The sequence below is a fragment of the Myroides injenensis M09-0166 genome, from assembly GCF_000246945.1.
Lineage (GTDB): Bacteria > Bacteroidota > Bacteroidia > Flavobacteriales > Flavobacteriaceae > Flavobacterium > Flavobacterium injenense.
Map to the genome: position 1 here is coordinate 1 of NZ_BAEX01000132.1, position 5,417 is coordinate 5,417.

Here is a 5,417-nt window from a genome sequence, read left to right on the forward strand (position 1 = left end):
TCTTTTTTTATTTATATAATCTAATGATTATTCTTGCTCTGGAATTACTTCGTATTCTACCTCAACAATTACATCACGGTGTAAACGTACAGTAGCAGTATATTTACCTAAACGTTTGATAACACCTGAAGTGATATATTTTTTATCGATAGCTTGACCATTTTTAGCGAAAACTTCAGCTAAATCTTGGTTAGTAACTGATCCAAATAATTTTTCTCCACCTGCTTTAACAGTGATTTTGATCTCAATTGCTTTGATCGCTTCAGCGATTTCTTTAGCGTCAGCAACTAATTTAGCTTCTTTGTGAGCTCTTTGTTTTAAGTTCTCAGCTAATACTTTCTTAGCAGAAGGAGTAGCTAAAACAGCCAATCCTTGAGGAATTAAATAGTTACGTCCGTATCCTGGTTTAACAGTTACTACGTCATCTTTAAATCCTAATTTTTGAACGTCTTGTTTTAAGATAATTTCCATGTTGATGTCCTTTTTTAGAAGAAGTTAGGTTTCATAGATTTGAAAACCAACAACTTTGTTTTTTTATTATTTTAATAAATCCGCTACGTATGGCATTAAAGCTAAGTGACGAGCTCTTTTAACCGCTACAGATACTTTTCTTTGGAATTTCAAAGAAGTTCCTGTTAAACGACGTGGTAAAATTTTACCTTGCTCGTTTACGAATTTTAATAAGAAATCAGCATCTTTATAATCGATATATTGAATTCCTGATTTTTTGAAACGACAATACTTTTTAGTTTTGTTAGTTTCGATGTTTAAAGGCGTTAGATATCTGATATCTCCGTCTTTTTTCCCTTTTGCAGATTGTTCTATACTTGACATAACAATTAAGCTTTTTTAGATTTTAATTTCTCTCTTCTTCTTTCAGCCCAAGATATAGCATGTTTGTCTAAAGCTACTGTTAAGAAACGCATAACTCTTTCATCACGTCTAAACTCAGTTTCAAGGTTGATGATAACATCTCCAGGTACTTTGTACTCGAATAAGTGGTAGAATCCACTTTTTTTGTTTTGAATTTCGTAAGCTAATTTTTTTAAGCCCCAATCTTCTTTTGATACCATCTCAGCTCCTCTAGAAGTAAGAAATTCTTCGAATTTCGCTACTGTTTCCTTTACCTGAGTTTCAGATAAAACGGGATTCAAGATGAAAACAGTTTCATAATGATTCATAAATAAAAAATTTTATTTGTTATAAAAATTGGGTGCAAAAATACAATCTTTATTATTGCAATCCAAATTGATTTTCAATTAATTTCAACCTTTATATTATTCCCTTACAATAGTAGTTCCTAATACCTTTTCAGCGTAGCGATACATATCTTCAATTGATAACACTGCTAAATCAGGATGGTTTCTCAACCATTTAGCATTTAACTCCACTTCATCCTCTTTAATAGAATAAAAGTCGTCATTTTTCAATGCATCCCTTGTAGGATTTGTACCAAAATAATCTGTTTCCAAAAAAGCCTCTAACACTTCATAATCCATATCTTTTAATACTTTCACCTGCTTTTGAAGTAAAGCTAAATGCTCTTTTGCTCCCATTTTCTCTAAACCTTCTTCTACTTTTTCCAAAAAGTCTAAATCAGCTCCCGAATTCCAAACAATCTGAGAGAAATTACCATTTTTATATTGTGCGATATAATAATCTACCAAATAACTTAATAATGCATCTGGGTGAATATCTTTTTCAATCATTCCTCCTTCTTCTCTAATAAGATTTACCATACTTATATTAGAAGCTATTATATCATAAACCTCTTTACTATGAAAAGATTCTTCTGAAACTACTATTTTTAAATTTTTCATATATATTTTGATTTTACTGTTAGATGATTCTTTTAGCATGTAATACTTATCAAAGCTACACTTTAAATATTATATAATTAGATTACGAAACAAATCTTATCAAGAGTTCATTCTGTTTAAAACCTTCAAAAAAGTCATTATATGAGAAAAAGTGAAACGCCAACTTAACGTTTATACCCACCTCAACTATCATAAAAATCAATCTAACACATTTATAGACAACTAAATACAACTTATCCAGTTAATAAAAATCAACGTTCGCCACTACCTTTACAGAACGATAAGTACCTATTGCTTCAAAACTCTTTAGTATTTTTCTAATCTCCACTTTTGTTTTATTCAGAGGTACTTGTTGAGGAATCTTAATCAAAATAACTCTTATATATTGATTTCTTATTCTATTAATTGCAGGCTCTTCAGGTCCTAAAACAGGAATACCCAACTGTTGCTTTAAACTATTATAAACCCAAAAAGAAGCCTCTTTCAATTTTTCAAACTCTCTATGTCTAAGTGTTAATCGCACTAAACGATAAAATGGGGGATACTTAAAATTATAGCGCTCGTACATTTGTTCTTTGTACATCCCTATATAGTCGTTATTGGTGACTTGCTGAATAATATTGTGATAAGGATTAAATGTTTGTATCACTACTCTTCCTTTCTTATCTTTTCTTCCCGCACGACCCGCCACTTGAATCATCATTTGATAAGCGCGTTCATGTGCTCTAAAGTCAGGATGATACAAACTATTATCAGCATTCAAAATACCAACTAGATTGACATTGCTAAAATCAAATCCCTTAGCTAACATCTGAGTCCCTACTAAAATATCTATTTGCTTCCCCTCAAATGCTTCTACTAATTTTTCATACCCATACTTCCCCCTCATTGTATCTTGATCCATTCTTCCAATTCTCTTATTGGGGAACAGATTTTTCAACTCTTCTTCTACTTGTTCTGTCCCGAAACCTTTTGTATTTAAATCTACACTATGACAACGGTAACACTGTTTAGGCATTGGTAACGTATAACCACAATAGTGGCAGCGCAATTCTTTCTTATACTTGTGATACGTCAAGCTCACATCACAGTGAGGACACTCAGGTACAGCACCACAAGTCATGCACTCCACTACTGGCGAAAAACCTCTTCTATTTTGAAACAAAATAACTTGCTCTTCTAATGAAAGTGCCATATTAATCTCATCAATTAAATAATCAGAAAAATGCCCTGTCATTTGCTTACGCTTATATTTGTCCTTAATATCTACAAGTACAATTTCAGGTAAGACAACATTAGAATATCGCTTACTAAGATTTACAAGACCATATTTTCCTTGAGTCGCATTGTAATAACTTTCTAGACTTGGCGTAGCAGACCCCATCACCACTTTAGCCTTATGTTGAGTAGCAAGCACTACTGCGCAATCTCTCCCGTGATAACGAGGTGCTGGATCGTGCTGTTTATAATTTGGCTCTTGTTCTTCATCTATTACTACCAATTGTAAATCTTGAAAAGGTAGAAAAACAGATAAACGTGTACCGATAACGATTTTCGCTTTTTCTGACTGATTCAAGACTTGATCCCAAACCTCCAATCGCTCATTATGGGAATACTTAGAATGGTAAACAGCAACTTGATTTCCGAAGTAATTTGTCAAACGAGTAACCAATTGTGTAGTCAAGCCAATCTCAGGAACTAAAAACAATATTTGCCCTTCTTGTGCTAAATATTGCTCTATTAACTTTATATATACTTCCGTTTTCCCAGAGGCTGTCACACCATGAAGTAAAACCACATCTTTTGTTTCAAAAAACTTCTCGATTTCCCAAAGCGCTTTACTTTGCTCATCGTTAAGTTCAATCACCTCTTGTACTGCATCTCCAAAAATCACCCTATCTTGACTAAGGTAATACTCTTCAAAAATTTCTTTATCAATAAGTGCTTTTACCGTTGCAGAAGAACCCTCTGACTCCTCTACTAATTGCTTAACAGTAATCGGTTTTTTAGTAGTAGCACTTAATTGAAAAAACTTTAAAATCATTTCTCTCTGCTTTTCAGCTCGAGAAACCAATTCTAACAATTCAGCTAATCCGTTTTCTTCTAGATAAGTCTCAGCTAATCGTACATAGCGTATTTGCTTTGGTTTATATTTCTCAATCATCTCCTCTTGCAAGAAAATCATTCCCTTTTCTAATAGCGAATTAATGATTGGAAATACTTTTTTTCTATTTAAAATACCTATTATCTCCTCTACCTTTAAAATAGCTTGTACTTGCATCGCCTCGTAAAGTAGATATTCAGAATCATCAAGGCTCTCAGGTGAAATACTATTTTTAGGGTTATATTGAATTAATGTTTCACTTTCAAGTAATAATCGAGAAGGCATAGCACATCGATACACTTCACCAATCGTACACATATAATAATCAGCTATCCATCGCCATTGTGTAATTTGCTGCATTGTCACTACTGGCGTAATATCTATAATTTCATTAATCTCTTTGGCTGTGTATAATTCTGGCGCACGATTGTGCTTTTCGATCACAATAGCAGTATAGACTTTTGATTTACCAAAAGGTACTGCTACCCTCATTCCTACTTGAATAAAATCAAACTCCGTTTCACTCACTTGATAAGTAAATGTAGGATCTAATGCTAAAGGAACTATAACTTCAACAAAGTAGTGCATCTTCTCTTTTTTATAATAAAAACAAAGATAAATAGTTTACATTGGTTTCATAGAATTGATTGTTCCTTTATTTAAAACCCATTAATAAAATTCTATAATTCTAATCAGTTCATGTCATCTTGTAAAATACTCTATATACCCATACATAAACTAACACCTGCTAGACCTATCGAGTCTTGACTAATGTAATTCCCTTATTCGGAGCCGAAGTAGCAAAAAACAGTTGTAAACCAATCTTCTTCCTTATAAAGATAATCAAAACAAAAAACAGTAGTAAATACAACTGTTGCAGTTATTCGTTGAATCCAAGATATTTGAAGATTTTTTTTGAACAGAAAAATATAAAACGATTCATGGAATATTTGAATACTATAATTTCATCTCTCCTACTCTAACAATAATGTCATTCAATACAAAAAACCACTATACCTATTTACTGCAAGGGCAAATAATGACCAAAAAATACATTTATTAACCTTTTTTGCAAAACACATTTTAAACAAAACCCAGCATTTACAGGGCTTAACAAGCATTTCACAGAGTTAAATAGGGACTTTGTTCGAGAAGGGTTCGAGAATTACTCAGCTCTGCATTGCAAAAACAGGGGTATTCCCGAACAAGACTGCAACCGTCCTCGAACAACACTGGGACGAAACCTGAATTAGATTCCTGAAAATTTGAAAAAAGGGGGATTGTAAATTGACTTTTTTACAGTCAATTTAGAAGAAAAACACGGACTTTGATTTGTGTAATTTTGTCTAAAAACATCAGCTAGAACACTGAATAACAAGACAAATATACAATTTTTAATACTAATTATTGGTGATAAAAACCAAATTCATTTAAGAAGTATAAAAATAAAAAAAGCACGAAACAATTTGCTTCATGCTTTGTGGATATTATTA

General features: G+C 32.4%; 5 protein-coding genes. All 5 read right to left on the minus strand.

All coding sequences use genetic code 11. The features are described 5' to 3' along the window. Window positions 1-27: 27 nt before the first annotated feature. The 5 genes from rplI to priA all read right to left on the minus strand — a co-directional run bounded on the left by rplI (window position 28) and on the right by priA (window position 4,512). On the minus strand, window positions 28-471 hold the full coding sequence (gene rplI, locus RH98_RS14505) for a 50S ribosomal protein L9 (RefSeq protein WP_010256897.1): 444 nt from the start codon (window positions 469-471) through the stop codon (window positions 28-30). 66 nt (window positions 472-537) lie between these two features. After that, on the minus strand, window positions 538-834 hold the full coding sequence (rpsR, locus tag RH98_RS14510; RefSeq protein ID WP_010256901.1) for a 30S ribosomal protein S18: 297 nt from the start codon (window positions 832-834) through the stop codon (window positions 538-540). A gap of 5 nt (window positions 835-839) precedes the next feature. Continuing rightward, window positions 840-1,181, minus strand: coding sequence for a 30S ribosomal protein S6 (gene rpsF, locus RH98_RS14515; protein WP_010256905.1), 342 nt, complete (start codon window positions 1,179-1,181; stop codon window positions 840-842). A 96-nt stretch (window positions 1,182-1,277) separates the two neighbouring features. Then, window positions 1,278-1,820 (minus strand): DMP19 family protein, encoded by a 543-nt coding sequence (locus tag RH98_RS14520; RefSeq protein WP_010256908.1) that lies wholly within the window; start codon window positions 1,818-1,820, stop codon window positions 1,278-1,280. 241 nt (window positions 1,821-2,061) lie between these two features. After that, on the minus strand, window positions 2,062-4,512 hold the full coding sequence (priA, locus tag RH98_RS14525; protein ID WP_010256911.1) for a replication restart helicase PriA: 2,451 nt from the start codon (window positions 4,510-4,512) through the stop codon (window positions 2,062-2,064). Window positions 4,513-5,417 lie beyond the last annotated feature (905 nt).

Coding starts and splice junctions, on each gene's coding strand:
- rplI (WP_010256897.1), bottom strand. CDS start 471: ATGGAAATTATCTTAAAACAAGACGTTCAAAAATTAGGATTTAAAGAT.
- rpsR (WP_010256901.1), bottom strand. CDS start 834: ATGTCAAGTATAGAACAATCTGCAAAAGGGAAAAAAGACGGAGATATC.
- priA (WP_010256911.1), bottom strand. CDS start 4,512: ATGCACTACTTTGTTGAAGTTATAGTTCCTTTAGCATTAGATCCTACA.
- RH98_RS14520 (WP_010256908.1), bottom strand. CDS start 1,820: ATGAAAAATTTAAAAATAGTAGTTTCAGAAGAATCTTTTCATAGTAAA.
- rpsF (WP_010256905.1), bottom strand. CDS start 1,181: ATGAATCATTATGAAACTGTTTTCATCTTGAATCCCGTTTTATCTGAA.